The sequence below is a fragment of the Streptomyces sp. NBC_01217 genome (assembly GCF_035994185.1).
GTDB lineage: Bacteria > Actinomycetota > Actinomycetes > Streptomycetales > Streptomycetaceae > Streptomyces.
Genome location: NZ_CP108538.1, coordinates 433,610 through 457,159 on the forward strand (window position 1 = coordinate 433,610; position 23,550 = coordinate 457,159).

Sequence of the window (23,550 nt, forward strand, 5' to 3'; positions counted from 1 at the left end):
CTGAACTCCGTACAGGACCTAGGAGTGGCCGGGGATGTCGAACGACCTCGCGGTGGCCCCGCCGCCGTGCACGAACACCACCACAGGCTTGTCCGCCACCTCGTCGGGCAACACGGTGATACCGGAAATCTTCCCGTCGAGCAGGCTGACATCGTTGGACAAAACGTTCACGGAGAGCTCCTGGGGCGGGGGCGCGGATGCCGCTTCGGGCACTGCCTTCACTACCGAACCAACGTAGAAGCAGTGCCGCACATCGGCATCACCCATGCCATTGAGTGGAACAGAACTTAAACCCCCGCCTGCTGAGCGGCCTCGACTTCCTCGCCTGAGCCCTCCGCCCAAGGTCTGCGTCTTCATGGGTGGAGTTGCGCGAATTCAGCCGCGCGCTCGATGTACTCCAGGACGTAGGCGGTCATGGACGAGCCCTCCTCGGGATCCGGTGGATATGGGTGATCCCGCCGGAGCCCGGGGAGGGCGTCGATTACCCGCTCGGTAAAGCCGCGCGGCTCAGATCGTCGCCGCGTCGATCACGAAGCGGTAGCGCACGTCCGAGGCGAGCACACGCTCGTACGCCTCGTTGATCCCGATCGCCTCGATCAGCTCGATCTCCGCACCGAGAGCGTGCTCGGCGCAGAAGTCGAGCATCTCCTGGGTCTCGGCGATGCCGCCGATCGCGGAACCGGCGAGGGTCTTGTTGCCGCTGATCAAGGAGAACAGGTTCAGGGCGACGGGCTCCTCAGGGGCGCCGACGTTCACAAGAGCGCCGCCCGTCTTCAGCAGGCTCAGATACGCGCCGAAGTCCAGGGGCGCCGACACCGTGGAGAGGATGATGTCGAAGGTACCGGCCAGGTTCTCGAAGGTGGCCGGGTCGCTCGTGGCGTAGTAGTGGTCGGCACCCAGCTTCAGGCCGTCGTCCTTCTTGCGCAGCGACTGGGAAAGCACCGTGACCTCGGCGCCGAGGGCATGCGCGATCTTGACGCCCATGTGCCCGAGGCCGCCCAGGCCGACCACAGCGACCTTCTTGCCCGGGGCCGCGCCCCAGCGCTTGAGCGGGGAGTACGTGGTGATGCCGGCGCAGAGCAGCGGCGCGGCCACGTCCAGAGACAGCCCGTCCGGGATGCGGACGGTGAAGTTCTCGTCGACGACGACCGTCTGTGAGTAGCCGCCGTAGGTGGGCTCGCCGTCTCGGCCGATGGCGTTGTACGTGCCGACGCCACCGCGCACGCAGTGCTGCTCCTGCCCGGCCTTGCAGTTCTCGCACTCGCGGCAGGAGTCGACCAGGCAGCCGACGCCCACCCGGTCGCCGGCCTTGAACCTCGTCACGCCGGAGCCGACCTCGGCGACGACGCCGGCGATCTCGTGACCGGGCACCATCGGGAAGATGGCCTCGCCCCAGCCCTCGCGGGCCTGGTGGATGTCGGAGTGGCAGATGCCGGCGAACTTGATGTCGATCAGGACGTCGAACTCGCCGACCGTGCGGCGCTCGATGGTGGTGCGCTCCAGCGGGGCCTTGGCGCTGGGGGCGGCGTATGCAGCAACAGTCGTGGTCATGTTGTCCAGCGTGCCTTCTCACAGCCTGTTCACCCAGGTCACCGCTTTGCGTACGTTCAGTGGTCCTACTACTGACGGGGTCAGGCTCCCGGTCGTACGACCGGGAATACTTGGAGGCATGGACGACACCCCCACCCCGGACGACGGACAGGCAGCCCTCCCCGATGGCCTCGACCGCCGGGCCGAACTCAGCGAATTCCTGCGCACCCGGCGGGCCCGGCTCAAGCCGGAGGACGTGGGAATCCCCTCGCACGGGCGGCACAGGCGGGTGCCGGGGCTGCGGCGCGAGGAGCTGGCACAGCTGGCCGGGGTCTCGGTGGCTTACTACACACGGCTGGAACAGGGCAACGGGCGCAATGTGTCGGCGGAGGTGCTCGACGCGATCGCGCGCGCCCTGCGCCTGACCGACGCCGAGCATGGGCACCTCACCCACCTCGCCAAGCCGAAGCAGCAGCGCAGGAAGTACCGGGCACCCAAGCGGCAGCAGGTGCGGGGGGCTCTGCAGCAGCTGCTCGATTCGATGGAGGACGTGCCCGCGTACATCGGCGGGGCGCGCTCGGAGATCCTCGCCTGGAACCGGATGGCGGCCGCGCTGTTCGGCGACTGGGGCAAACTGCCGCCCGCGGAGCGCAACTGGGCACGGCTGACCTTTCTCTCCCCCGACTACCGCGAGCTGTTCCTGGACTGGGACTCCAAGGCATCCGACATGGTCAGCTATCTGCGGCTGTACGCGGGCCAGCACCCCGATGACCCGGACCTGTCTGCGCTCGTGGGTGAACTCTCCGTCAAGAGCGAGGAGTTCAGGCGGCTGTGGGCCACGCACGACGTGAAGGAGAAGGGCCACGGCGTGAAGCGGATGCGACATCCGCTGGTCGGCGACCTCACCCTTGCGTACGAGACGATGCAACTCCCCGACGACTACGAACAGTTCCTGTGCGTGTACCACGCGGAGCCGGGCTCCGCCTCCGCGGAGGCTCTGCGCCTTCTCGCGAGCTGGGGCACGGACGCGGTCCGGGCGGGCAGCCGGACACCAGGCGGCTGAGGCCCCGCGGTGACGATCGGAGCCGCCCGTAACCACCGTCTGTGGAGACGTCGCCCCTGATCCGGTCCGGTCCTGACGAACGGCCTCAGCGGCCGCCGGTGCGTTCGTACGGGATCTTCTCGCCGGCCTCGACGGCGACCGGTAGCTTGTTCTCGGCCGGCGGCAGCGGGCAGGTGGCCAGGTCGGTGAAGGCGCAGGGCAGGTTGGTGGCGCGGTTGAAGTCGATGACCACCGTGCCCCGGTCGTCGGGCGGGGAGATGGAGACGCTGCGGTTGGCCGCGTAGGTCGTGACGCCGGAGGTGGCGTCGGTGAACAGGACCAGGAGGCTGAAGTTCCACCCTGATCGTGGACAGCGGTTGCTTACGCTGCGGGGGTGAAGTCTTGTTGCAGCCTGGCTCGGGTTTCGAGTGGGGTGAGGTACCCGAACTCGGGGTGTTTGCGGAGCCTGGTGCGGTCGTACTCGACCTCGATGAAGCGGAAGACATCGGCGCGGGCCGCTTCGCGGCTCTCCCAGACCGTGGTGCCGATCTCCGCTTTCAGCAGTCCGAAAAAGCTCTCGGCTGCGGCATTATCATAACATATACCGGTTCGCCCCATGCTCTGCCTCAGGTTCAACTTCCTTATTTCACGGCGGAATTCGCTGCCCGTGTACTCGCTGCCGCGATCGGTGTGCATGATGCAGTCAGGCTGCAGGCCGCCGAGGGCCGCAGCCATCCGCAGTGCGTCGGTGACCAGCCCGGCGCGGTGATGGTCGGCCATCGCGTACCCGATCACCTCGCGTGTCGCCAGGTCGATGACCGTCGCCAGATACCACCAGCCCTCGATCGTCGGCAGGTACGTGATGTCCCCGACAAGCTTCGTGCCGGGTACGGCCGCGGTGAAGTCGCGGCCGATCAGGTCCGGGGCCGGGGCGGCCCTGGTGTCCTGCTTCGTCAGATGGCGGCGCTTGCGGCGGGTGACGCCACGGATGTCACGCTCGCGCATGATCCGCCCGACCTTCTTCCGGCTGATCGCACGGCCCCCTCGCCGCAGCGCGGCGTGGACGCGCGGGGCACCGTACGCGCCGCGCGAAGCGGCGTTAATCTCCCCTATCTCCTCCGCGAGTTCGTCCTCGGCACGCCGACGCCCGGCGACCGCCGGCCGAGCGGCGAGCCAGGAGCAGCAGGTGGAGCGGCTCACGCCCGCGACCCGGCACAGCAGACTGACGCTGTAGCCGCCGGGGTTGTCCTCGGCGGCCTTCTCCGCGTCGATGAAGCGGCACAATTGGCCTACTTCATCGTGTCCTTCGCGAAGAAGGCCAGACCTTTTTTCAAGATCTCGATCGTCTGCTGCTGTTCCCGGTTCTCCCGCCGCAGCCGCCGCAGTTCTTCCTTCTCGTCGCTGGTCAGAGCACCCTCGGGGCCCTGGCCCCGGTCGGCCTTGGCCTGCTTGACCCAGCCGCGCAGACTCTCGGGGCTCACTCCGAGGTCCCGGGCGACCTCGGTAACGGTCTTGTCGGAGGCCAGCGCCAGCTCCACGGCATCGCGCTTGAACTCGGCGGTATACCGCTTGCTCATGCTGCTCTTGCTACTCACTACCTGGACTGCTTCCTCCGGGACCCATCCGTCCCAGTATCAGTCTGTCCAGATCAACGGTGGAACTTCACTCCGGGCTGTTGATCCGCCCCGACGGATCCGTGGCCCGGGCCTGCGGCTCACCCGGCCCGGACCCGGCCGGGACCGGATGCCCTCGTGCGGCCCCTGTCCGCCGCGTCCACCGCGGACAGGGGCCCACTCGTCAGCCGTCCGCCGTCGCTACTTCAGGCCGAAGGCGCGGATCACGGTCTGGCTCACGCTGTTCCCCTTCGTGTCCCGCGCCGTCGTGCGCAGGCTCGCGAAGCGGGCCCGGGACGGCGCGTCGAGCTGCGCCTTCCAGTCGCCGTCCGACTGCCGCAGCGTCGTCCGGTGCCACGTGACACCGTCGTCGTACGACAATTCCAGCGTCACCGTGCGGATCGCACCCGCGCCCGCCGCTCCCTTCAGGTGCGACGGGGTGACCGCCAGCCCGGTCCGCCGGTGCGCCTTGCCGGACAGGTCGGTGGCCACCGCGTAGTCGAGCTGCACCAGCGGCAGAGGCGCGAGAACCGTGTAGTCCGTGGTGCTGGAGGTGAACCCCCACTCGGTGCGCGTACTGGTCGAGTACGGCCGGTCCGGCAGGTTCCGCTTGCCTTCCACCACCATCCGGTAGGGCAACGCGTCGGGTGACACGTTGTCGATGGTGACGATCCGCTCGTTGACGTCCTCGCCGAGCAGTTGGTCGCCCTGGTACAGCGAGATCTTCGAGGTGTCGCCGTCGGCCCAGACGACGCCGGCGTGGCCGCCGGCGTCTCCCCAGGCCGGTACGACGGAAGTGCTGATGACGTCGCCGATCCGGAAGGGGGCCTGCCAGCTGATGCCGTCGTTGAGCAGTCGCGGGCGTTGGACGGGTGAGAACCAGCTCTCGCCGGTGGTGCTGTGCGGCTTGTACGAGCGCGCCAGGCCCCTTTGGCCGAGGTCGTGCATGCCGGTGCCGGAGACCCAGCGGACTCCGGTGCCCGTCGTGACCCACGACGTCAGCGCGCCCTGGGTCTCGACCGGCGTGGAGTTGCTGAGCATGGTGCCGTTGAGGACGGGGGACACATCATCGCGGTACTCGCGGGCCTCACCCTGCTTGGTGTCGCGGAACGACTCGTCGATCCGGGCCAGTTCGCCGGGGCCGGGCCGGTAGGACGGGTCTCGGGGGATCGCTCCGTCGTGGTGGCGGACCAGGTCGTACAGGTAGCGCGGATGCGGGTGCGAGACCACCTTCAGTGTCGCGGTGCCGGGCTTGCGGAGCCGGCTGAGCAGCCGCGCGCTGTCGTCGGTACCGAGCGAGGCCACCGGCAGCGGGGCGGCGTCGGGCAGGTCTGCCCAGGGGTCGAACTTGCCGTAGCCGTCGTTCAGGATCAGCAGCTGCCTGGCGCCGGCCTTCGCCGCGGCCGCGGCCTGGTCAGGAGCGGGCACGGTATCGCTGCGGCGTACGACCGCCACCTGCCCGCGCACCTTCAGCTCGCGGAAGTCCGCAGCCGAGCCGTTGCCGGCCCACACGGCCCGGTAGCTGCCCGTGCCCTCGGGCAGCGCAGGGGACAGGCTCTGGATGACGACACCGGCGTAGGTCTGCGAACCGGAGGAGAACGTCAGTGGCGGTTGGATCTGCCGCCAGCGGGTCGCGAAGGTATACGAACCCTTCGTCACCTTCGGCGTCGGGGTCACCCAGAGGCTGTCGTACCGCCAGTACTCGGGCATGTAGCTGTCCCTGAACGGGAACAGATCGCCGTTGGTGCGGTACTGGTCCACCCTCATGAACTGGTTGGCGGTCGGCTGCGGGGTGTAGGCGGCCGCCTTGCGCAGGTTCGCGGCGTCGAAGCGGACGGTGCGGTCGGCGTCGAGGTCGATCTGCGGCGCGGAGAACATGGCGAAGCCCAGCGTGTGCGTGCCGTCGATCCCGGGCACGGCGGTGTTCATCCACGCCGAGTAGGTACTCGGGGGCAGGCGCAGGGTCATGCGGCCCGAGGCGTCGATCTCGTACATCTTGGGCGCGGTGTCGCGCTCGACGTCCTTCAGGACGAGGGTGCCGGGCAGGGCGTCCCCGTGGCGGTCCTTCGCCGTGACCGACAGCGTGACGCGGCGGCCCTCCTTGTTCACGCCGACCGGCGTGCGGGTGAGGACCGTGCCGTCGGCGCGGGTGGCGGTGAGCCGACTGGAGTAGGCCGCATTGTCCTGCGCCGCGTCGAGGTGGGTGATCACGCCGACGGTGGCGGCGCCGTGCGCGGGCACGGTCAGCCGCGAGTCGGTGAGGGTGAACACGCCTTCGGGCAGCTGGTCCTGGCCGAGGGAAAGGTCCACGGTGAGCGGCTCGGACCCGGTGTTGGTGTAGGTGACGTCCTTGCGGACGGTCTGCCCCGGCGTGTACGGGTAGTTGGTCTGGGCGAACGCGGACCCGGAGGCGAACAGCGTGGCCTTCACGGCGGCGGCGATGTCGAGTCGGCCGCTGCCGGCCTCGAAGGGGCTGAACCGCTGGGTGCTCGCGGTGGTGCTGACCAGGGCGTCCTTGAGCTGCCGGCCGGTCCAGTCCGGGTGCTCGGCGGCCAGCAGGGCCGCCGCGCCCGCGACGTGCGGTGTCGCCATCGACGTGCCACTCATCGTCTGATACGCGCCCTCGCCCTCCGCCGCGTACTGCGAGCGGGCCGCCAGCACGTCCACACCCGGGGCGGTCAGATCGGGCTTGATGGCGTTGTCGCCCACGCGGGGGCCGCGGCTGGAGAAGCTTGCCAGCTGATCCACGCCCTTCCCCGGGCCGTTCACCGCGCCGACCGTCAGTGCGGCGTCCGCCGCTCCCGGGGCGCTCACGCTGTACGGAGCGGGGCCGGAATTGCCGGCCGCGATGACGAACAGCGTTCCGGTCTCCTCGCTGAGCCGGTTCACCGCCTGGCTGAGCGGGTCGGTGCCGTCGGTGGGTCCGCCGCCCAGGCTCATGCTGACGACCTTGGCGTGCTGGTCCCGGGCCGCCCACTCCATGCCCGCCAGGATCCAGGAGTCCTGACCGCTGCCGTAGTTGTCCAGCACCTTGCCGATGTGCAGCCCGGCGCCCGGGGCGACGCCCTTCTCCTCGCCGCCGGACGCAGCGCCGGTGCCGGCGACCGTCGAGGCGACATGGGTACCGTGGCCGTGCCGGTCGGTGACGTCCTCCCCGGGCACGAAACTCTCCGTGGCCACGATGCGGCCGGCGAAGTCCGGGTGCGCGGCGTCGATCCCGGTGTCCAGCACCGCGACGTCCACGCCCTGCCCGGTGTCCCCGCCCGCCCAGACCTCGGGAGCCCCGATCTGCGCGGTGGTGTCGGACAGCGTGGCCTCGACCTTCCCGTCCAGCCACACCTTCGCGATCCCGCCCGCCAGTGCCGCGGGCGCCGACCCGGCCGAGCGCGCCCCCGTGGACGCCGTCCCGGCACCGGTGAGGGAGGACCAGAAGTCCGCCGCCCGTGTGTGCTTCGCGGATATCGCCGCGCCCTGGATGCTGCTCAGGGCCAGGGTCCTGCTCGCCCCCTCAGGGGTCTTGAGGCTGCGGGAACGGGCCGCCGCGTCGGTGTACGTGACGATCAGCGGCAGATGGTCGCTGCGCGCGTCGTCGTAGCCGTCTGCAAGCAGCTCGGTCACGTTGAACAGGTGCTCGTCAAGCGCCCCGGACGCGATGAAGGGCGACGCCGCGTCGGGATACACATAGATGTCGTCACCGACCGACATGACGTGAGCGCCGCCCGTCCTGCCCTGCGGATCGACCACCGAGGTGACCGAGTGCCTGCCACCACTGACGGTCACCGTGACCTTGTCACCGGTGATCAGCGTGACGGTACGCACAATCGCGGGACCGACAGCGGCGGTTGCAATGGGAGATGGGGGCGTCGCAGTGACATCGGCCGATGCGGCAGGACCGGTGGCCGTCAGCACCACCAGGGCGGCGACGGCGGCTGTCAACCCGCGTCTGCGGGACGGAGGCATACGCAAGGGAACCTCATGAACTAGACGGGCAGGAGTCCTTCGCAGTCAGCCATCCGTTCGTATCGCTGTAAAGTCAGCGCTTTGGCACTTCTGTGCCACGTCACCAAGTGGACATGGCACAAGTAGGCGTAATGATCCCCAAGCGGGACATGCTGCAAAGCGCGAGGAGTTGTCGGATTCGCGAGGTAGGCAAAGGAAACCCGACCGGGCAAGCCGGTCACCGCTGTCCTGCGCGGTTGGGGCCGCCCCTCCCACCGGATCGTCTCTCGCCGCGGATGCGGGCATGCTCGCCCAGATTCCCGGCCACCTCTGACACTGCTCGGGGTACGATCACTCGCCGCGCGGCGGACGATCTTCAAGGGCTCGCATCGCTACAGGTCAGCCCCACTCGTGAACACCCCTGACATGCAGCCCACTTGGTCATTTGACAGATCGTCACACCTGCGCGAAGGCACGATGCTCCGGATATTCAGCCCGCATGCCCGCACTCCGGCCCCCGGGGCTTCTGGTCCGGCAGCCAAATCCGACCGGAGACGACCCAGGACCGGGACCTGCTCCTCCGGCCGCCGCCACGGCTTGTATTTTCCTGATCGGTATCACACGGGAAAAGCTCGGAAGTGGAGAGCAATGACGGAAAACGACGCGCCGTTGGAGTTGGTTGGACTCGACGCAGAGGCGGAGGCCGTCTATCGCCATCTACTGGTGCGCGGTGGCGGGACTGTCGACAACGTAGTGGCGGAATTCGGAGTGAGCTCCGAGCGCGCGTTGGCGTTGCTCGAACGTCTGCACCACTCAGGGTTGGTGAGCCGTAGGTCCTCAGGGGCGTTCCTCACGGTGGATCCCCGTCACGCGCTGCGGACACTGGTGGCGGAACGTGAGCGTCAACTGGCTGCCGTGCGGGACGCGGCGGGGCCGCTGGGTGCGATCTTCGACGACGCCAGACGGTCCAGCACGGCCGAACCCGCCACCAGGACGATCAGCGGTCCGGAGGCGGTCGGCGACTGCTACTACCGCCTGAAGCAGGCTGCCCGATCCGAGATCTGCGCAATGGACCGCCCTCCGTTCCTACTGGCTCCGAACGGGCCACTCGACGAGGCGGCGGTCCGGCGCGGAGTGCGGGTGCGTGTCGTCTACGCGGCTGCCAGTTTCGATGCTGAAGGCGGCTGGCAGGCGCTGGGCAGTCTCGTGTCACGTGGGGAAGAAGCCAGGGTCGCGCCCGCGCTGCCCATCAAATTGGCGATGGCGGACCGATCGGCCGCGATGGTGTCGCTGAGCCTGTCAGCCGACAGCAACGAGTGCCTCTACACCGAAGCGCCCCCCTTGCTGATGGCATTGACCGAGCTGTTCGAGCATTACTGGGCCACTTCGCCCGCACTGAGTGGTGGCCCCGACTCCGAATCGTTGCCGTCACCGGGACCGTCCACCCGAGGCGCCCTGACGCGGAGGCCCACTGACGAAGAACGGAACCTGCTTGCGCTCTTTGCTGCCGGAGTCAAGGACGACGCCATTGCCCGCCAGTTCGGGATCTCGACACGGACGCTGCGGCGGCGGATCCAAGACCTTTACGCAGAGCTGGGAACCACCAACCGGTTCGGCGCTGGTGTCGCGGCAGCTCGACGCAACTGGGTCTGAGCGTCCTGGCCCCGTTCGGACCATTCAACGCCCTCGCCGGACCGGTCCCTTGCCCTGTGCGTGGTGCGGTGGCCCTGACAAGAAAGCGCCGCGAAGTGGGTGCAAATACGCCGCCTCAAGCGCGGAGTCCGTCCAGGAGCAAAGTGCATGATCCGCGAGGACAAGACAGGCGACCTGGCCAATGCGCGGCCGCTTGGAGAGACCCCCCGAGGGGGTTACTGCCGTATCTCCGTCGGACGTTCACTCAGGTTGCCGCGCGGACGAGATGGCCTGCTGCACTCTCTAGTCGCTGATGCCCGACATTGCGAGCACCTTGTCGATCCGTACTCGCACGAGGAGCTCGCCAGGGCCGCCGTTACGAGCGCCGTACTCCTCGGCGCGGTCGGCGCCCACATAGCGGGCCGCGATCCTGGTCGCCCACTCCCGGACCTGCGGGAGGGCGTCGCTGAGCTCCGCGCGGCCCTGCAGCACCACGTACGCGAACGGCGGCCGCTCATCGTCCACGCACAGCGCAACCCGGCCGTCACGGGCGAGGTTGCGGCCCTTGACCGTGTTCTGACCGGTGTTGAACACCAGCTCATCGCCGTCGAGCAGGAACCAGATGGGGGCAATGTGCGGACTGCCGTCTGCTCGGACGGTTGAGAGCTTGCCGGTTCGGGTGCCAGACATGACAAATACACGCCACTCGGCATCGCTCATATTCTGCGCCATGGCCGCATGCTGCCTGATGGAAGGCCGACTGACGGGAACTGACGCGCGGACCGAGTAATCGTCAGGAGTTGTGGACCAAATGGGAGGGCACCACCCACACGTGACACCCTCCCGCACAAACATGCAGGTGACAGGCATGGAGCGCGTGAGACATATCGAGCACAGATGCGCTCGTGCTGCCCCTGTGCTGGGTTCTATTGGCGTCCGTTCGCGACCGTTCGGGTGCAGCGCGCTGATTCGATGCTGACCCCGTGCCCTGCGCCGCCGGGCAGGCCTCCACCCATTTGGCGCGGCCGTCTTTCGTCACTACGGTCCGCGCGAGCAGCCGAAGCAGGCGTAGACGATTCCGTGGCCCCGGCCGCGCCGCCCAGCCAGAGGCAACATCGCCCCGATCGGCAATGCTGTGGCCAGCCGGGTGGTGGAGCCCGGGATGCGCGACTTCAAGCAGATTGCCGGCCGCCACAGCAACCAAGCAGGGTGACCTCGAATGCGCATCTTGACGTTGCTTCTTGAAGGTCTGTCTTGGTCTCATGACAAAGAGCGAACTGCCTCGCCTCATCCCGACGGGAACCTGACGGCCAAGGCCGTCCACAAAGACAGCTGGGAGAAATGCCCCGACTGCGCATACGTCGGCACCCCCGCCGGTATTCGCCTCCACCAGAAGAAGGCCGGCCACTGACTTGTAATCGACGCGGTGTCCCGCAGCCTTCCGGCTGTGGGACACCGCAACGGCCAAGACCCGCTATTCGGCTCAAGCAGTACCGAGCAACCGCGCAGCCTGCTGCAGGACCTCCAAGATCTCCTGCCGGGCGGCAGGACGCGATGCGAACACACGCGGGCTCGGATGCCAGGTCGGGAGCGTGTGCACCTTCGGAGCGAAGCGTTCCTGGTACACCGCCCATCCCGCTTGGGCCTTGCGCCCCATGGGAACAACCACCTCCAGGGATGGCAGCATCACTATCACCTCGTGGAGGAAGGGCGCGGCGCGCTGGATCTCGGACTTGCCCGGGGCGGCGATACGGGTGGCTGTGCCGAGGTACCACGGCACCACGTTCCAGTGCACGGACTCCTTGTACGGAAGGCCCGCCTCGTCACGCAGCATCCAGCAGTTCCGCGCAGTGAGGTCGTCGTTGTCGATCGAGATGATCCCACTGCCCGTGCGACGCAGCTCGGCCTCGGCGCCCATGGCCTTCTGACCCGGCGCTTCCAGCAGGAAGAGGCTCCGGGCTTCCACACCGCCCGAGGCAGGGTCGAACCACGGCACTGATTCGCCATCGCCCAACCGGGCACGCAGGCCCTCCACCCAGTCGTTCAAGGGGCGTGCTGAAGGCTCGGTACGTACGGCGGCCAACCGGGTACGAAGCACCTCGGGCTCTGCCAGGGCCCGCGGCGCAGTCGTATGAAAAGCACTGCGCGATGTCATGCACCGCAGTGTTTCACCCGCCAGTGACAGCCTCTGTCGGCCATGAGCAACGAGGAGGTCCGGCTGAACGCCGGAGCATGGCCGTGGGCGCAGATTTACGACGTCGGGCTCCTCTGGGTCCTGCCTGGCGCTACGTTGCCGGGCGGCCAACTACCTCAGCAGTCCAAGCAATACCTCGGCCCGTAACCGCTCCGAAAGGACCGGACGATGAGCCAACCCCCGGCACACAAGCAAGCCCTGGCTTCAGTGAGCCTTCGCCATCTTCGAACGTGCAGGTCGAAGGCTCGTGGCCGGGAGCCTGCGGTCGACTTCAACACCGGTCAGGACGACAAGGGCGCGGGAGAGCTGTGGCGCGGCGTTCGACGGGGGCCCGGAGGCGGCGACCGCCACGGGAGCGGATCGCTTCAAACGCGTCCGCAACAGGTCACGACCCTGTCACCACAGCAGCCCCAGCGTCCCGCCTGCCGCACCATGTTCCTACTCATGTCACACCAGGGGGAATCATGCGTATCCGCACCACCACCGTGGCCGTCGTCGCCATACTCACCGTCACCGTCGTTGGCTGCAGCAGCGACAAGGACAGCGACAGCAAGGCCGACACCATCAAGAGCGCCGTACCCGAGGCGTCGGGTGCCGCAGACAACGGCGGCGCTGCCAAGAACGCCGACCTGCCGCCCGAGCCCACCGGCGCCGAGCGCGACGCCGTCCTCGCGACCATCCTGGACGTCAACAGCAACCTCATCCATGACGAGGACAAGGCGATCAACGCGGCCCGCAACCAGTGCGCGGCCCTCGATGGCGGCGCGACGGACCCGGACCACAGTGCTGCACAGCGGTTTTCCTACGACGGCGTCACGCTGACCGATGACGACGGAAGTCACATCAACTTCGGGCTGCGTAAGACGCTCTGCCCCGAATCCTGATCAGCCACTGACTCTGGCCCGGCCGCGATCGTATGTGGCCGGGCCGCACCATGTCAGGGGCTGAGCATGGCCACCGAGCGCGCTATCTAACCAGCTACAAATCCCGGTAGCTGCGCGTCGGTGTCCTCGCCGCATCCGACGTGTGCACGAAGGCGTCCAGGCACCCGGTCCAGGAGCCGACCTCGAACGCTGATCTCCGGACGCCTCCGCGCCCAGGGCGGCCAGATCGTGGAGGGGAACCGCTTGCACTCGCCCGCCGCCACACAGACACGCTTGTCGTTCACGCGTGGTGGTGACCTTCCTCGGACAGCGGTGTGCTCGTCGCGGACCACCGGGCGCCCTCCCGGACGATCACGTCCAGCAAAGACGCCCCATCTCTCGTGGCGCCATCCCCGTTGGCTGTCGTAAGCACGGACGTGTCTTTCCGACCGGCGCGGCAGTGTCGGCCCACTCGATAACCTATCGATCAACGTAACTGGGCGTACGCACCCGGCGGCTTCCCGAAGCGCTGGAGGCGCCGTGACCGGCCGACCGGCACATGGCGGAATGAGCGACGGCCGGCAAGGCGTTGCTGGTACAGGAGTGGTGCAGAGGGAGGAGCACCGTCGTGACAGCTGCGACCATCACGACACCACCGGCTGAGTCTGGGCGAGCCCGGCGCCGGTCGGTGCTGTGGCTGGTGGGGCCTCTGGTGCTGATCGTCGCCATACCGGTGGCCGACCACTTCCTGCCGCCGGACATCCACCTCGCCCACCTGCTCATCGTGGCCCCAGCGGTCACCTCCGCCGTCGCGGGTCCGCGGCTCACAGCGCTGATCGGCGGGCTCGCGGTAGCGGCCCTCGTCATCGCGGGTGCGGAGCGTGGGTCACTGGCCACCGAGAGCGTGCTCGTCGAGCTGGCTTCCCTCGCGGCGCTCTGCGTCCTCCTGGCACTCTTCTCCCTTCTGCGGAACCGGCATGAGCTGGAGCTGCTCCGAGTGCGCTCGGTCTCCGACGCGACACAGCGCGTCGTCCTTCGCCCGCTGCCGGACCGGGCCGGGCCGGTGTCCATCGCCTCGGAGTACCGCAGCGCCGAGGCCGACACCCGCATCGGCGGCGATCTGTTCGCCGTCGCCCGCGTCTGCGACTCCACCAGGCTGGTCATCGGAGACGTACGGGGCAAGGGCCTCGCGTCGATCAGCGACACCGCGATCATGCTGGGCGCCTTCCGCGCCGCGGCCCACCGCCAGGCCCCGCTGCCGGAGCTGGTCGCATATCTGGAGGACGCCGTCAGGTGGGGACTGGCGGAATTCTCGGAGTCTTCGAGGTCAGAGGCGGACACCGGCGAGCGCTTCGTGACCGCCGTGGTGGTGGACATCCCGGACAACGAGCCGGTGATCCACGTGATCAGCTGCGGGCATCCGCCGCCCCTGCTGCTGCGCAACGCCACCGCGACCGCGACCGCGCTCAGTGTGCCGGACCCGGCTCTTCCCCTCGGTCTGGGCGGGCTGTCGGCCAGCTCCTACGTCCAGACGACCTTCCCGTTCGTCCACGGCGACCAGCTTCTGCTCTATACCGACGGCGTCAGTGAGACCCGCGACGCGCAGGGCACCTTCTATCCGCTCGCCGAGCGCGCCGCCGCCTGGACCGACCAGGCACCCGAAGCAGTGGTAGAGAAGATCACGGCCGATCTCAAGGCGTACGCGGCAGGTCCTCTGGACGACGACATGGCGTTGATCGTCGTCCAGAGGGACAGGACACCGGCGGTCACTACCGCTCGATGAAGCAGGGCCGGGCCGCGTGCAGACATGGGGCGCCTGCGGAGGCGAATCCGGATCGATGACCCGAGTGTCTCGGCCCGCTCCCGCGAGGTCAGTCGTCGGCCGGAGTGCCCGTCACCTTCAGATGACGGACGCGGCCCGCGTTGTCGAAGGATCCGAAGCCCACCCGGCCCGAGGCGAAGACCGGGTCGGTGGCCGTGATCAGCGGGTTGCGGCTGCCGTCCAGGTAGACGGCGGTCTCACCGGTGTCGGCACAGTGGGTGAGGCGCACCTTGTGCCATCCGTCGTCCTTGATCGCCGGAGGGGCGCCGTAGGTGCCGTTCCACTGGTCGTCGATGCGCAGCCGGTCGGCGTCGTTGACGGTGAACAGACCGTTGTGCGGGTAGATGGTGTTGTCGCTCGACAGGTGTGCGTACTGGAACCGGGTGTCCGACTGATAGTCCCAGATGAGAATGACATCACGGTTGGTGATCTCGACGGGGGTGTCGATCCGTACCTCCGCCTCGACGGTGACCGACGAGTAGCGCGGGCCCGCGGTCAGGACGGCGTACTCGAAGGGGCGGCGCGGTCCCGGGCGGGCGACGCCCGGCTCGGTCATGATCGTCTCGCGTGCGGTGTATGCCCACTTGGCCGGGGTGACCGGCGCCCAGTTGTCGGGTCCGGTGGTGTGGGTGGTGGGGGTGTTGCCGATCTTGCAGTGGGCGAAGGTGCGGGTCCCGGTCACCTTCCAGACCTTGCCGTTGGCTTTCGAGACGATGTACAGCCCGCCGCTGCGGTCGGAGCCGAAGCGCAGGTCGACACGCTGGTCACCGGCGAGATCGCGCATGGTGACCGTCCTCCCGGCGGACTTGTCGAAGAGCATCAGCTGTTCGAGCGGCGCGAGTTCGCCACCGCGATGCATGTCGCGGGTGTCCGCGGCCAGGATCCGGCCGTCCACGAGGTCGCCGAAGATGTACTTTCCGCGCAGCGCCGACGCGTCCTTGCCGCGGTAGACGAAGCCTCCGGCAATGGCGCGGCCCACGTCGGACCGGCAGTTCCAGCCGGGCTCCGGGTCGTGGTCGTAGGCGGCGACCGGGTAGGTGTAGCCGTACTGGGCGTCGTCGGCGGGGAGGGAGAAAATACGGGCGCACGGGTCGGTGGCCTTCTTGTCGAACACGAAGGGGCCCTCGCGCTCGCTCCAGCCGAAGTTGTCACCGGCCTTGACCTCGTACACCGACTCGATGGCGTGCTCGCCGATGTGGCCGAGGTACATACGGTGGTTGCCGCCCGCGTCCCAACTGAAGCGGTGCGGGTCCCGCATGCCCATCGCGTAGATCTCCCCGAGCGAGCCGGGCTCACCGACGAACGGGTTGGACGCGGGGATGCCGTACCGGCCGTTGGCGCTGTCACGGCCCGCGGGGTCGATCCGCAGAAGTTTGCCGTGCGGCAGCGCCAGGCTCTGCGGCTCGCCGTTGCCGACGCCCTGCCCTCCGTCGCCCACCGCGAGGTAGAGGAGGCCGTAGTCCTCGTCGTGAGGCTTTGCCGTCGGGTTGAAGTCGATTTGCTGAATGCCGTGGACCTGGCCGGTGAAGCCGATACGCAGCACCTCGCGATGGGTGCCGTGGAAGACGTCCGCGGAGGGGTCGTCGGCGGTCCACTCGGTGATGATGCCGTGATAGGTGAGCGTGCCGGCCTGCCGGTAGTCGGGAGTCTCGGTGGCCTGCGATGCGAGCTCGGTATGGATGGTGTAGAAGCGCCCGTTCGCTCCGAACTCCGGGTGGAATGCGGCGTACCCGAGGCCCTGGCCGAGACCGCGGCCCGAGAAGAAGTGCGGGAATGCCGCCTTGACGTCCAGGTAGGGGTGCGGGGTACCCGCGGAGGTGCGCGTCGCGGCGCCGGGATCGGTGAGGTACAGGGTGCCGTTGAGATCGGGGGTCGCCATCCGGCCGGAGCCGTCGGGGAGTTCATTGATGGTGTTGATCCGGGCGTGGCGCATCAGGCGCGGATCCGTCGGCGTCGGCACGGGTTCCGACTTGGGGAACTGTGCGAACTCCTCCAGGACGAGACTCGTCCTGGACTGAACGGGCTTCTGCGGAATGGGGTCGGTCAGGGCGGCTGCCGCCGCGGCGGGCTCGTCGGCATGGGAAGGCGCTGCGAGACCGCCCAGGGCGAGGGCTGCGCTGACGGCCACGGCCGCCCAGTGCCTTCGGTATGTACGTCGTGACGCCATGCGGATCCCTTCGAGCTGGCGTGACAAGTAGGGAGAGGACGATCCGGGGACGAGGGAGGTCAGTGGCCCCGCGTCATGCGCCGGTACTCCGCCGCCACCGCGCCGGCACGCACCGGGCGGTCCAAAAACAGGAGGTCGTCCATGCGGCAGTCGCAGGCGTTGTTCTCCCGGGTGTTCTGGGGGAAGCTGCCGCCGATCTTGATGCCGCGGGGATCGGTGGGCGAGGCGCGGTGCGGCGCCGGCGTGGTGTCGAGTTCCCAGGGGTCGCCCGGCGTGACGTAGAAACCGTCGAGAGGTTTGCCGTCGCGGTAGAGGGCGAGGGTGCCGTTGCGGAAGTCGAACGTCGCGGCCAGGTGCACCCATTCATCGCGGGGCAGCAGCTCTTCCCAGGGGGCCTGGGCGGCGAAAGTCTGGGAGGCGCCGCTGTCCAGGCGTCTCCCCAGCGCGACCAGCTTCAACTCGCCGTTGACCTGGATGAGTTCGAGCAGAGCGCGCACCGCGTGACCGTCAGAGGTTCCGGACAGTACGCCGGCCAGGCCGATCGCGTTGTAGCGGTCGCTCGGGTCGGCCGTGTTGGAGTTGAGGGCGGGATTGTCGCCCGTCATCTTGAACCAGCCCATGACGGTGGCGCCCCGGGCACTGCGGAAGGCGACGAGGGACGACATGCCCCCGGCGTCCCAGGCCCCGGCCTTCCAGTCGTCGTTGCCCGCGGTGGCCGGGTTCTGCTGGCGCACCTGCAGGGCGGGTGAAGCGCCCGGATACGCCTCGTCGGGCACGCGCATCGCGGAACCGCCGTTGATCAGGCTGAGCGCGGTGCCGGACCGTCCGATGTCCTGCTCGCGACCGGGGTCGCCGGGGTCCGGGTGCCCGAAGTCGTACGCCGCCACGGCCTGTGCTCGCAGCGGAGTGCGTGCGGTTGAGGGGTGGGCCGCCTGAGCCGGAAGCGTGGCGGCGGCAAGTGAGGCGGTCGCGGCGAGCGCGGCGACGGCAAGTGAGTAGCGTCTGGTGCGGGGCGGTGCCATACAGCCTCCCGGTGCAGCGACGGGGCAGCAGCCGACCGGGGCTCCCGGTCGACAGAAAGCGCTTTCGTTCGCGTGCACGGACTATGTAACTCCCTCGCGACGAGCCTGACAATGAGCGTGTACTCGCCAATTTTGTGGGCGCCCTTTCGGGGCGGCGCGGACTCCCTGCTGACGGGGATGCAGCCCGCGAGCCCGGCTGCGCACCGCCTGCGCGGAGGGGCCCGTCCTGGCCGGCGCCCTGGCCATGGGCCTGCTCCTCCACCGCCCCGGCACCCCCCACCACCGACGGCAGCGACCACTTCGTGCAGAGGCGGTGTGGTACTGCTGTCGGAGACCGCGCGCATGAGGATCTGCTCAATACGAACCGCCGCGCCCGTTTGACCGGGCGCGGCGGGTGTGGGCAGTGCGGTGGAGAAGACGGGTCAGAAGGTGAGGCTCCAGCTGTCGAGGTAGCCGGGATCGACGGTGAAGATGCCGGGGGTGTTGTCCTGCACCCGGAGCTTCCAGGTGCCGTTGGCGGGTACCGCCGACGCATCGACGGTGTAGGTGGTGTGCAGCTCGCCCTCGCCGGTGTCCCAGTACCAGTCCTTGACCAGGATCTCCGTGCCGTTCTCGCTGACCAGGCTGACCACCTGACCACCGACCCACGGGTGGTAGAGGTCGATGGTGACCTTGAGGTCGCTGGAGGCGTTGCCCTTGCGGCCGGTGACGATGAGCGGGGACTCGACGGACTTCCAGTTGGGGATGTCGAACCGGGCCGGGTTGACGAAGAAGTCACCGCCGGAGGCCAGGACGGTCCACACGAAGCGCACCGTGCGCTTGACCTTCGGGGAGTTCTTGATGGTGACGGCGGCCTTGAAGTTGCCGGCCTTCTTCGGAGTGCCGCTGATCAGGCCCGTTGCGGCGTTGATGGACAGGCCCTTGGGCAGCCCGTGCGCGGAATACGTCAGGCGGCCCGGCCGGGAGCTCGTGGCCTCGATCTGCCGGCTGGTCGGCTGTCCGACGGCCGACTTCCGCGTGGAGGGGGCTACCACGGCGATGTGGTTCACATAGCGGGCCCCGACATTGACGGCCGCCCAGGCGTTGCCTACGGCCTCATAGGCGTCGCTGGTCGGACCGAACAGGTCGGCGGCGGCCTGGAGAGTGGCGGCGCGGGCGCCCGCGTAGTCGGTGCTACTGGTCATGTAGACGGTCAGCGCCCGGTACCAGACAGCGGTCGCGTCGCGCCGGCCGAGGCCGGAGACCGGCTTGCCGTCGTATGTGGGGCTGTCGTAGGCGACGCCGTTGATGGTCTTCTTCCCGCTGCCCTCGGAGAGGAGGTAGAAGAAGTGGTTGGCCACGCCGGAGCTGAAGTGCGGGTCGAGCTTCCTGGTGTCGGAGGTCCAGTAGTCCTGGGAAGTGCCCTTGACCGAGGCGTCCTTCGAGGGCTGGTCCATGTAACGCAGCGGCTTGCCGGTGCCGCGGACGTCGGCGAGCTCGCCGATCAAGTAGTCCGGGACATCAGCGGAGTTGTTCGCGAAGAACTCCACGGAAGTCCCCATGATGTCGCTGGTGGCCTCGTTCAGGCCGCCGGACTCACCGGAGTACGTCAGGTTCGCGGTGGCAGAGGTGACGCCGTGGGTCATCTCGTGTGCGGCGATGTCGAGCTCGGTGAGCGGCCTGGCGTTGTTCAGGCCGTCACCGTAGGTCATGCAGAAACAGCCGTCGTCCCAGAAGGCGTTGGCGTATCCGTCGCCGTAGTGGACCCGGGAGTAGGCCCCGACACCGTTGTCGGCGATGCCGTTGCGGCCGAACCGGTCGTGGTAGAAGTCCCAGGTCTGCCGCTGGCCGTAGGCGGCGTCCACGGCCGCGGTCTGGCGGTTGGCCGTCGTTCCGTCGCCCCAGACGTCGTCGTCGTCGGCCGCCAGGACGCCGTTGCCGCCGACGCCGGTCAGGTCGTACGTCTTGTGGCCGCCGCGCTCGGGGTCGGTGAGTTCATAGAGGCTGCCGTTGTGCACGGTGCCGATCTGCACCGGACCGCTGTACTGGCTCTCGCCGCTGCCCGAGTGGATCTGTTCGACGCTCTGGAGCTGATTGCCGGTCGTGGCGTCGGTCACCACGCTCAGGCTGCTCGGAGTTCCGTCCTCCTGGACGCCGCTGACGACGGACTGCCAGGCCAGTGTGGGCTTCCCGTCCCCGAGCCAGACAACCAGCTTCGGCGAGCCGTCCGGGGCCGCGTCCTCGGTCTTCTCGGTCTTCGCGGTGGCCAGGGCGGACTTCCTCGCCGTCGCGGCCGTGACGGCGGCCTCGGTCGTCGGCACCGACACCTTCGCGTCCGAGGCCTTGGTGACGGCACGGGCCGCGCCCTGCTCGTGGACCACCAGGTCGCCGCCGATGACGGGCAGGCCGGCGTAGGTCCGCTCGTAGCGGGTGTGCACGGTGCCGTCGGCGTCCTTGACGATGTCCTTGGGTATCAGCTCCTCCCGATCGCCCAGCTTCAGCGAACGGGCGGTGGTGGCGCGTGCGTCCGTCGCGGCCTTGAGCAGATTCTTGCGCTGCGCGGGGGACAGATCGACAGCCCCGGCACCGGGTCTGGGTTCCGCCGCTATCTGCCGTGGTGCTTGATCTGTGCCGGCCGCGGCGGAGACGGTGCCCGAGGCGGGGAGAACCGAAGCGATGAGCGCGGCCATGGCGACGGCCGCGATTGCCGCGATGCGTCCGTTCGTAGAGATTCCACGATGAGAGGGAGGGGGTTCGTGAGGCGACGTGGCCCTATTGGTAAGGGAGTTGTTCGGCACTGCTGTAACTCCTTCTGCCCGGCCGTGTGGTGACGGCCGGTGGGGTGGGGAACCAGAGGCTGGAGTGCCTCCGGCGTGAAGGCGTCTGATGCGACGCGGGTGTTGGGCCGACTCGGTCGCACCGGCGGCGGTGGGGACGGACTTTGTCACTTCCCTCTGCGAGGGCCGCGAAGGAGAGGGACGCGGCCGACTATCGGCTGAAGCGGCTCGGGCTGCCCCAGGACTCTGTCGTCGGCACTGTCGGCCTTTCCGGTTCCGACGAAAGGCCGGACGACGGAAGTCGGGGACGGCCGTCGGCGGGAGGTCCGGCGGCCGCCGTAGGCGGTGCAGCTCAGCCGCAGTTCCCTGCGAGGCGGGATCGTGTCACCGGATCGATGTCGCCGGCCGCGGCGGCGCCGGACACGGAGGTCTGTCTCCCGTGCAGCGGTGCGGGGTTGAGCTGTGGCATGAATCTCTCCAACGTGCCGACATATCTCGACTGGGTCCTGAGTGACCGAACAGGTTTCGACGCACCGTCGCGTCGGCGGCTCGTGATCACCCTGGCCGGGGCACGATCCACCGCGCAAGGAGGTCCGGAGTACGGGTCCGTGCAACTGCGCAGATGTGAACAGGAGCAGACAGGATCGAAACGACTCAGCGCCGGGTCGTACGGGGATGTAACAGGCGCGTCATCCCTCCGGCCGACTCCGCCGCTTAAGATCCGCCTCGCCGGCGCACCGAAAGGGGGACAGCTGTGGCGGTGTCGTCGGATTCGCCATGGGCCGGGGCCGGTCTGATCCCTTTGGCCTGGCCGGGTACTCGAATGCCTGGTCGTGCGGCGTCGATGACCGGCCTACGCGCCGGAGTGCGGGCCCGCCCCGCTCCCCCTTCGGTTCGCTGCCGACCCAGAGGCAGCAGGAACTGATGCGGGCGGGGCTGTACATGGAGCGGTTGCACAGGACATACCGCTCGGCGTCACACCGTCGGGTGACCTCCGACCTGTGCGAGGTGGTGAAGAGCGCCGAGCAAATAGGGGCGCGTCCGCACAACTGCTCGCTTCCCGCCGCCACAAGGTGCTCCACCTCGCCAAGGTGGTGGTGTTCGACGTGACGACCGGCATCATGCCGCTGTTGCAGGAGGACCCGTCTGCGGTTCGCTCATCATGCACTCGGCTACGTGGCTATGTTCACGGGAATAGGCTCTGGCTCACTTTCCGTGGAGGGCTGACTGAGTGTGATGTCAGTGGTGTGTGGTGGGATGGCCGGACTCTGCTGCCGTGACCTGCTGGGAGTCTGCCTTGATGCCCGTGTACTCGTCTCTGTCCCACGCCCTGGCCGAGGCCTTGGTCGACGCCCTGTGGTTCATCGAGGGCAGTGAAGACGAGCAGATGGCTCCGGACGACGCCGTCAAGGTCCTGGAGGATGTCGCCCACCTGGTCGGCAAGCTGTCGAACGACCAGCAGAACGAATTGATCGACCTGCTCGGGACGATGGCCGCAGCCGAGTCCGACCCCGCTCGGCGCAAATTCCTGGAAGGGTTCCCCGAAGGCTTCGGGCTCCTTGTACTACAGCCGGAGATCTTGTGACGGACTCCCGGTGGCGTCGTTGACCGGGCATGCTGCTGGATGTGACGGCTGAGCAGATAGCCGAGTGGGACGCCGAACTGTCGGTGTTGACCGGTTCGTTGGGGCACTTGTTCAACCGGCCGGAGCCGCGGGTGGTTTTCGCGCAGTTCATCGAGGGGCTGCTGGCGGAGCTGCCGGCGAAGAACGGCTGGACGCTCGCCGAGCGGGCTGGGCATGTGACTGCGGATCGGATGCAGCGGCTGCTCAACGGCTCGGTGTGGGATGCGGACCGGCTGCGCGACGCGGTCCGCGACTATGTGGTGGATCACCTGGGCGATGCGGATGCGTCGCTGGTCATCGACGATACGCAGGCCCGGAAGAAGGGCAGTAAGCCGGTCGGCGTGGCCTTCCAGCACTGCGGACCGACCGGCGACGTCCGCAACTGCCAGGTCATGGTGATGCTCAGCTACGCCACCGCCGCCGGGCACGCCTTCATCGACCGGCGCCTGTACCTGCCCGAGGACTGGACCACCGACCGGGACCGCTGCCGGGAGGCCGGCATTCCCGACGAGGTCGCCTTCGCCACCAAGCCCGAGCCGGCCATCGCCATGCTCGAGCAGGCCCGGTCCGCGCAGGTGCCGTTCGCCTGGATCCTGGCGGACACCGGCTACGGGCGGGACCCACAACCGCGCGCCTGGTGTCACCGGCAGAGCGCGCCGTACGTCTTCGGCGTCCCGGTCGACCTGCCGCTTGACGGCCCGCCGGGCAAGCCGCGTCAGCCGGCCGTCAAGCGAGCCGATGACCTGTTGCACTACGCAAAGACCCGTGACCAGTGGGAACGCCGCTCCTGCGGGGACGGCGCCAAGGGCGAACGGCTCTACGACTGGACCGCCTCCGCCGTGCACGTCAAGGACGAGGACCCCGCCGACACCTTCACCCACTGGCTGGTGCCGCGGCGTTCACTGCACCCCAGCCGGCGCGCGCCAAGGACGGCGAACTGCACCGCGAGGTCGCCTACTTCCTCGTCCACGCCCCGGCCGGGATCACGGTCTCGCAGATCATCGCGCGGGCCGGCGGACGCTGGCAGATCGAGGAGGACAACGAGATCAACAAGCAGCTCACCGGCCTCGCCCAGTACCAGGTCCGCAAGTGGACGCCCTGGCACCGGCACGTCACTGCCTGCATGCCGGCCAGCGCCTTCCTGGCCGTCCAACGCGCCCAGACACCCGAACCCGATCCAGCGCCGGAAGAGGAAGCCGACCTGGGAAAAGACCACAGCCCCGGCGTGAGCGAGGCCGCTGGCTGATCCCTGGACCGCTGCTGCGGCCCTCCGTCCACACCATCCGGCACTGCCTGGCCGCCACCCGCCTCAACCCGCACCACCCCGTCGAAACCATCCTGACCTG

Annotated in this window: 15 protein-coding genes and 2 pseudogenes; 6 read left to right on the forward strand and 11 right to left on the reverse strand. The window is 68.5% G+C overall.

All coding sequences use genetic code 11. The features are described 5' to 3' along the window. Positions 1 to 18: 18 nt before the first annotated feature. The gene (locus tag OG507_RS01695; RefSeq protein WP_327365304.1) at positions 19 to 267 is read right to left on the reverse strand and encodes a hypothetical protein; all 249 of its coding nucleotides are present in this window, start codon (positions 265 to 267) and stop codon (positions 19 to 21) included. Positions 268 to 507: 240 nt separating this feature from the next. Then, the gene (locus OG507_RS01700; protein ID WP_327365305.1) at positions 508 to 1,551 is read right to left on the reverse strand and encodes an NAD(P)-dependent alcohol dehydrogenase; all 1,044 of its coding nucleotides are present in this window, start codon (positions 1,549 to 1,551) and stop codon (positions 508 to 510) included. Positions 1,552 to 1,669: 118 nt separating this feature from the next. Here OG507_RS01700 and OG507_RS01705 point away from each other — a divergent pair, with 118 nt between their 5' ends. Continuing rightward, on the forward strand, positions 1,670 to 2,593 hold the full coding sequence (locus OG507_RS01705) for a helix-turn-helix domain-containing protein (RefSeq protein WP_327365306.1): 924 nt from the start codon (positions 1,670 to 1,672) through the stop codon (positions 2,591 to 2,593). Positions 2,594 to 2,678: 85 nt separating this feature from the next. Here OG507_RS01705 and OG507_RS01710 read toward each other — a convergent pair. The 4 genes and pseudogenes from OG507_RS01710 to OG507_RS01725 all read right to left on the reverse strand — a co-directional run. Further along, positions 2,679 to 2,918 (reverse strand): annotated as a pseudogene (locus tag OG507_RS01710) (DUF1684 domain-containing protein); the annotation flags it as partial. 35 nt (positions 2,919 to 2,953) lie between these two features. Continuing rightward, positions 2,954 to 3,856 carry an IS3 family transposase gene (locus tag OG507_RS01715; RefSeq protein ID WP_327365307.1) on the reverse strand — a complete coding sequence of 301 codons (903 nt, stop codon included), beginning with the start codon at positions 3,854 to 3,856 and terminating at the stop codon, positions 2,954 to 2,956. A gap of 5 nt (positions 3,857 to 3,861) precedes the next feature. Beyond that, on the reverse strand, positions 3,862 to 4,149 hold the full coding sequence (locus OG507_RS01720) for a transposase (protein ID WP_327365308.1): 288 nt from the start codon (positions 4,147 to 4,149) through the stop codon (positions 3,862 to 3,864). Between the two features lie 237 nt (positions 4,150 to 4,386). After that, positions 4,387 to 8,004: a S8 family serine peptidase gene (locus OG507_RS01725; protein ID WP_327365309.1), complete on the reverse strand. Its 3,618-nt coding sequence runs from the start codon at positions 8,002 to 8,004 to the stop codon at positions 4,387 to 4,389. Between the two features lie 768 nt (positions 8,005 to 8,772). Here OG507_RS01725 and OG507_RS01730 point away from each other — a divergent pair. Beyond that, positions 8,773 to 9,777, forward strand: a complete 1,005-nt coding sequence (locus OG507_RS01730) for a LuxR family transcriptional regulator (protein ID WP_327365310.1) — start codon at positions 8,773 to 8,775, stop codon at positions 9,775 to 9,777. A 282-nt stretch (positions 9,778 to 10,059) separates the two neighbouring features. Here OG507_RS01730 and OG507_RS01735 read toward each other — a convergent pair whose 3' ends face one another. Continuing rightward, positions 10,060 to 10,488 (reverse strand): PPOX class F420-dependent oxidoreductase, encoded by a 429-nt coding sequence (locus OG507_RS01735; protein ID WP_327365311.1) that lies wholly within the window; start codon positions 10,486 to 10,488, stop codon positions 10,060 to 10,062. A gap of 751 nt (positions 10,489 to 11,239) precedes the next feature. Beyond that, positions 11,240 to 11,722 carry a uracil-DNA glycosylase gene (locus OG507_RS01740; RefSeq protein ID WP_327365312.1) on the reverse strand — a complete coding sequence of 161 codons (483 nt, stop codon included), beginning with the start codon at positions 11,720 to 11,722 and terminating at the stop codon, positions 11,240 to 11,242. Between the two features lie 692 nt (positions 11,723 to 12,414). Here OG507_RS01740 and OG507_RS01745 point away from each other — a divergent pair. Together OG507_RS01745 and OG507_RS01750 are read left to right on the forward strand one after the other, a co-directional pair. Then, positions 12,415 to 12,834, forward strand: a complete 420-nt coding sequence (locus OG507_RS01745) for a hypothetical protein (protein ID WP_327365313.1) — start codon at positions 12,415 to 12,417, stop codon at positions 12,832 to 12,834. Between the two features lie 607 nt (positions 12,835 to 13,441). Continuing rightward, positions 13,442 to 14,596 (forward strand): PP2C family protein-serine/threonine phosphatase, encoded by a 1,155-nt coding sequence (locus tag OG507_RS01750; protein ID WP_327365314.1) that lies wholly within the window; start codon positions 13,442 to 13,444, stop codon positions 14,594 to 14,596. Between the two features lie 88 nt (positions 14,597 to 14,684). On the opposite strand, the gene OG507_RS01755 is transcribed toward OG507_RS01750, so the two are convergent. From OG507_RS01755 to OG507_RS01765, 3 genes are all read right to left on the reverse strand, one after another. Next, positions 14,685 to 16,763, reverse strand: coding sequence for a PQQ-dependent sugar dehydrogenase (locus OG507_RS01755; RefSeq protein WP_327365315.1), 2,079 nt, complete (start codon positions 16,761 to 16,763; stop codon positions 14,685 to 14,687). 98 nt (positions 16,764 to 16,861) lie between these two features. Further along, on the reverse strand, positions 16,862 to 17,824 hold the full coding sequence (locus tag OG507_RS01760) for a hypothetical protein (protein ID WP_327365316.1): 963 nt from the start codon (positions 17,822 to 17,824) through the stop codon (positions 16,862 to 16,864). A gap of 422 nt (positions 17,825 to 18,246) precedes the next feature. Further along, entirely contained in the window at positions 18,247 to 20,493 is a 2,247-nt protein-coding gene (locus OG507_RS01765) for a M4 family metallopeptidase (protein WP_327365317.1), read from the reverse strand. Positions 20,494 to 21,880: 1,387 nt separating this feature from the next. On the opposite strand from OG507_RS01765, the gene OG507_RS01770 reads away from it, so the two are divergent. Both OG507_RS01770 and OG507_RS01775 read left to right on the forward strand, forming a co-directional pair. Beyond that, the gene (locus tag OG507_RS01770) at positions 21,881 to 22,165 is read left to right on the forward strand and encodes a hypothetical protein (protein ID WP_327365318.1); all 285 of its coding nucleotides are present in this window, start codon (positions 21,881 to 21,883) and stop codon (positions 22,163 to 22,165) included. A gap of 41 nt (positions 22,166 to 22,206) precedes the next feature. Further along, positions 22,207 to 23,450, forward strand: a pseudogene (locus OG507_RS01775) (IS701 family transposase). Positions 23,451 to 23,550: the final 100 nt, after the last annotated feature.

What these genes read in the sequence shown, in the direction of transcription:
- OG507_RS01695 (WP_327365304.1), bottom strand. Translation starts at nt 267, where the DNA reads ATGGGTGATGCCGATGTGCGGCACTGCTTCTACGTTGGTTCGGTAGTG.
- OG507_RS01700 (WP_327365305.1), bottom strand. Translation starts at nt 1,551, where the DNA reads ATGACCACGACTGTTGCTGCATACGCCGCCCCCAGCGCCAAGGCCCCG.
- OG507_RS01705 (WP_327365306.1), top strand. Translation starts at nt 1,670, where the DNA reads ATGGACGACACCCCCACCCCGGACGACGGACAGGCAGCCCTCCCCGAT.
- OG507_RS01720 (WP_327365308.1), bottom strand. Translation starts at nt 4,149, where the DNA reads ATGAGCAAGCGGTATACCGCCGAGTTCAAGCGCGATGCCGTGGAGCTG.
- OG507_RS01730 (WP_327365310.1), top strand. Translation starts at nt 8,773, where the DNA reads ATGACGGAAAACGACGCGCCGTTGGAGTTGGTTGGACTCGACGCAGAG.
- OG507_RS01735 (WP_327365311.1), bottom strand. Translation starts at nt 10,488, where the DNA reads ATGGCGCAGAATATGAGCGATGCCGAGTGGCGTGTATTTGTCATGTCT.
- OG507_RS01745 (WP_327365313.1), top strand. Translation starts at nt 12,415, where the DNA reads ATGCGTATCCGCACCACCACCGTGGCCGTCGTCGCCATACTCACCGTC.
- OG507_RS01760 (WP_327365316.1), bottom strand. Translation starts at nt 17,824, where the DNA reads ATGGCACCGCCCCGCACCAGACGCTACTCACTTGCCGTCGCCGCGCTC.
- OG507_RS01765 (WP_327365317.1), bottom strand. Translation starts at nt 20,493, where the DNA reads ATGGCCGCGCTCATCGCTTCGGTTCTCCCCGCCTCGGGCACCGTCTCC.
- OG507_RS01770 (WP_327365318.1), top strand. Translation starts at nt 21,881, where the DNA reads ATGCCCGTGTACTCGTCTCTGTCCCACGCCCTGGCCGAGGCCTTGGTC.